The organism is Pseudomonas sp. LJDD11, assembly GCF_024584215.1.
Classification (GTDB): Bacteria; Pseudomonadota; Gammaproteobacteria; order Pseudomonadales; family Pseudomonadaceae; genus Aquipseudomonas.
This window is the reverse complement of sequence record NZ_JANJFL010000057.1, coordinates 1-3,844: the sequence shown is the minus strand read 5'-3', so window position 1 is coordinate 3,844 and position 3,844 is coordinate 1. Positions and strand designations below refer to the sequence as shown.

Annotated in this window: 3 protein-coding genes; all 3 read left to right on the top strand. The window is 61.7% G+C overall.

All coding sequences use genetic code 11. From position 1 onward, the window contains the following. Window positions 1–206: 206 nt before the first annotated feature. A complete protein-coding gene (gene proX / locus NRB16_RS28650; protein WP_045490714.1) occupies window positions 207–1,226 on the top strand; it encodes a glycine betaine/L-proline ABC transporter substrate-binding protein ProX in 1,020 nt (339 codons plus the stop codon). Window positions 1,227–1,344: 118 nt separating this feature from the next. Further along, complete coding sequence (gene dddP, locus NRB16_RS28645; protein ID WP_045490712.1) at window positions 1,345–2,709, top strand: dimethylsulfonioproprionate lyase DddP; 1,365 nt, start codon at window positions 1,345–1,347, stop codon at window positions 2,707–2,709. Continuing rightward, a complete protein-coding gene (locus NRB16_RS28640; protein ID WP_257107533.1) occupies window positions 2,697–3,722 on the top strand; it encodes a GlxA family transcriptional regulator in 1,026 nt (341 codons plus the stop codon). The genes dddP and NRB16_RS28640 overlap by 13 nt, the downstream gene beginning before the upstream one ends. Window positions 3,723–3,844: the final 122 nt, after the last annotated feature.

Sequence of the window (3,844 nt, the reverse complement as noted above, 5' to 3'; positions counted from 1 at the left end):
GGCGATCTTCCTCGACCGCCTGACCCAGGCGATGGGTGAAAGAACCGCCGCCGAGCCTGGCCGGCGCTGGTTCCATACCGGCCCGGTCGGCCTGGTGCTGCGAATATTGGGTTCCAACCCTTCTACAGGTCGGCGCAAGACCGCCTGATGACTCGCTCTTTTTGATCTGCCGCCCTTGGATAAAAACCAGAAGAAGGTAAGCAACGATGAACAAGATCCACGTTTCCCGGCGTTTTGTGCAGTGTGCGACCGCGCTGTCGCTGGCCATCGCCTCGCTGTGTGCCTCGGCCTCTGCCGAGAAACCCGGCGATGGCGTCAAGGTCACACCGATCTTCCCGCCGATTGCCGAGGAGCGTTTTCGCGGCGAAGTGGCCATGGAAGGCCTGCGTGAGCTGGGCTACAAGATCCAGGAGCCCAAGGAAACCGAATATGCCGTGATGATGGTTGCCCTGGCCAACGGCGATGCCGACTTCACCGTCCACCTATGGAACACCCTGCACGACACCTTCTACCAGAAGGCCGGTGGCGACAAGACCCTGGTCAAGGCAGGCGACATTCTGCCCGGCGTGCTGCAGGGTTACCTGATCGACAAGAAGACCGCCGAAGCCCACAACATCACCAGCCTGACCGACCTGCAAAAGCCGGAAATCGCCAAGCTGTTTGATGTAGACGGTGACGGCAAGGCCGACCTGACCGGCTGCAACCCCGGCTGGGGCTGCGAGCTGACCATCGATCACCACATGAAAGCCTATGGTCTGGAGAAGACCGTCAACGTCAACCGCGGCTCGTACTTCGCGCTGATGGCCGACACCATCACTCGCTACAAGGCGGGCAAACCGATCCTCTATTACACCTGGGTACCGCAGTGGATCTCGGGCGTATTGGTCGAAGGCAAGGACGTGGTCTGGCTGCCGGTGCCCAAGACCGACCTGCCCGGCGGCAACAACGGCGTAGATACGATGTACCAGGGCAAAAATCTGGGCTTTGCCGTGGACAAGGTGGTTGCCGTGGTCAACAAGGACTTCGCTGCCAAGAACCCCGCAGCGCTGAAGTTCCTGTCGCTGGTGCAAATCAGCACCGATGACGAGAGCACCCAGAACCTGAAAATGCAGCAAGGCGAGAACAAGGCCAAAGACGTCACCCGCCACGCCAAGGAATGGGTCGCCGCGCACCGTGCGCAGTTCGACCAGTGGCTGCAGGCATCACGCGACGCCGCCAAACAATAAGCTCGCTTGCCGGCCCCGTAGGAGCAGCTTCAACTGCGAAGCTTTTGCGAAGGTCACTGCTGCTCCTACAGCCCTACAGCAGCCTGTTTCATAACAATAACCGTGAGCCCGGACCGTCATGAGCAGCCCTTTTTCCATCCCCACCCACGCCCGCCGTATCGACCCGGCCCGACCACGGGCCGCCCTCAAAGCCGATGGTTCAGAGGACGATAACGATCGCGTCGAGATCGGCCCCACCCCGCTGGCCTTCGCCGAATGGGCCAGCCTGGGACTGCAAGCCCCGCACCTGCCGAGCATGCGTGAATACCGCCTGCAACGGATTCGCGAACAACTGGTCAAGCGCGACCTGGGCGGCATCCTGCTGTTCGACCCGCTGAACATCCGCTACGCCACCGACACCACAAACATGCAGTTATGGACCACCCACAACCCGGCCCGCGCCTGTTTCGTCGCCGCCAGTGGCCATGTGGTGCTGTGGGATTTTCACGGCTGCGATCACCTGTCGGCGCACCTGCCGCTGGTCAGCGAGCTGCGCAGCGGCGCTTCGTTTTTCTACTTCGAGACCGGTGAACACACCGAACAGCACGCCCGCCGCTTCGCCGGGCAAGTCGATGAGCTGCTGCGCAGCCATGCTGGCAGCAATCGCCGGCTGGCGGTGGATCGCATCGAAGTGGCCGGGCTGCGCGCCCTTGATGCCCTTGGCGTGCAAGTGTGCAGTGGTCAGGAAGTCACCGAGTTCGCCCGTGCCATCAAAGGCCCGGACGAGATCCTCGCCATGCGCTGCGCGGTGGCCTCTTGCGAGGCCTCGATTGCCGAGATGCGCCTGGCGATGCGTGCTGGCGCCACCGAGAACGACGTTTGGGCCGCTCTGCATGCCGGCAATATCCGCCGTGGCGGTGAATGGATCGAAACGCGCATTCTCAGCTCCGGGCCGCGCACCAACCCCTGGTTTCAGGAATCGGGCCCGCGGGTACTGAGCGACGGTGATCTGCTGAGTTTCGACACCGACCTGATCGGCGTCTATGGCATGTGTGTCGACATGTCGCGCAGCTGGATTTGTGGCGACCTCGAACCGACCGCTGAACAAAAGCGCCTGTACCGTATCGCCCATGAGCACATCACCCGCAATATCGAGATGGTCAAACCCGGCGTGCGCTTTACCGAGCTGACCAGCCGCGGCCACCGCCTGCCTGAGAGCTGCCGTGCGCAGCGTTACGGGGTGATGTTCCACGGTGTCGGCCTGTGCGACGAGTACCCGTGCATCCGTTATCCGGAAGACCTGGAGTCCTACGGCTACGAAGGCGTGCTGGAGCCGGGGATGGCGCTGTGCGTGGAGGCGTATGTAGGGGAAGTCGGCGGACGTGACGGTATCAAGCTGGAGAACCAACTGCTGGTGACCGACACCGGTTATGAGCTGCTGACCCATTATCCGTTTGAGGACAGCTTTCTTTCAGACACTGGCACGCAACAATGCCCATCATGACCACGGCGATAGACAATGGCTGGTGCGAGACGATTGCAACGTCGGCAGCGCAGCACCGACCTGCAACGCACGCGGCCCAGCGAACCGCGAACATAGGCTTTCTGTTGCTGGACAATTTCTCCCTGCCCTGTTTCACCCAGGCGCTGGACGTGCTGACCACCGCGAACCTGATCCGCCCTGGTTCAGTCAAGGTCCATACGTTCGGCTACCGCAACAGCGAGGTCATGAGCGACCTGGCCATTCCAATCCGGCCCAACACGCCACTGACCGACATCCGCATCGCCGATCTCGACCTGATGATGGTCTGTGGCGGCCTGCGCACCCCGCGCCAGGTGCCGGACTGGCTGGTCAGCCTGCTGAAAAAGCTCGCCGGTTTTCCCATAACTCTGGGCGGGCTGTGGAACGGCGCCTGGTATCTGGGCCGGGCCGGGCTGCTCGATGGTTACCGGTGCGCGATTCACTCCGAACAGCGTACTGCCCTTTCGGAACGCTCGCCCAATGCCAATGTAAGCCTTGATAGCATGGTGTTCGACCGTGACCGCCTCACTGCCGCCACCCCGGCCGGTGCCTTCGAGGTGATGCGCAAGTGGCTGGCCAAGGCCTGCGAACCGGACCTGGCCGAGGCGGTGACCAGCCTGCTCGACTACGACCATAGCCGTTTTCAGCGCACCAGTGAGTCACCGCGCCGCAAGCTCTGCAAGCCGTTGCGCGAACTGATCACGCTGATGCAAGCCAACCTTGAAGAGCCGCTGGAGCCGGAGCAACTGGCGCACTATGCCGGCCTGTCGAAGCGCCAGATCCAGCGGCTGTTCCGCGAGCAACTGGGGACTTCGCCGCAAAAGTATTACCTGCAACTGCGACTGAACGAATCACGCCGGCTGATTCAGAACTCAACCTTTTCGATGCTCGAAGTGGCGATTGCCTGCGGCTTTGTGTCAGGCAGCCATTTCAGCAAGTGCTACAGCGACGTGTTCGGTTATCCGCCGTCGCGTGAAGTCCGGCATGAAGTCTGATTCGCCTCCACTCCCCCTGAACCCATCATCAAGGACACGCCAATGGCTGAACTGCTGAGCAAAGACCAATACAAGGCGCTGGCCGCTGAATTGAAATTCCCGACCCAGGCATTCATCAACGG

Coding starts and splice junctions, on each gene's coding strand:
- NRB16_RS28640 (WP_257107533.1), top strand. CDS start 2,697: ATGCCCATCATGACCACGGCGATAGACAATGGCTGGTGCGAGACGATT.
- proX (WP_045490714.1), top strand. CDS start 207: ATGAACAAGATCCACGTTTCCCGGCGTTTTGTGCAGTGTGCGACCGCG.
- dddP (WP_045490712.1), top strand. CDS start 1,345: ATGAGCAGCCCTTTTTCCATCCCCACCCACGCCCGCCGTATCGACCCG.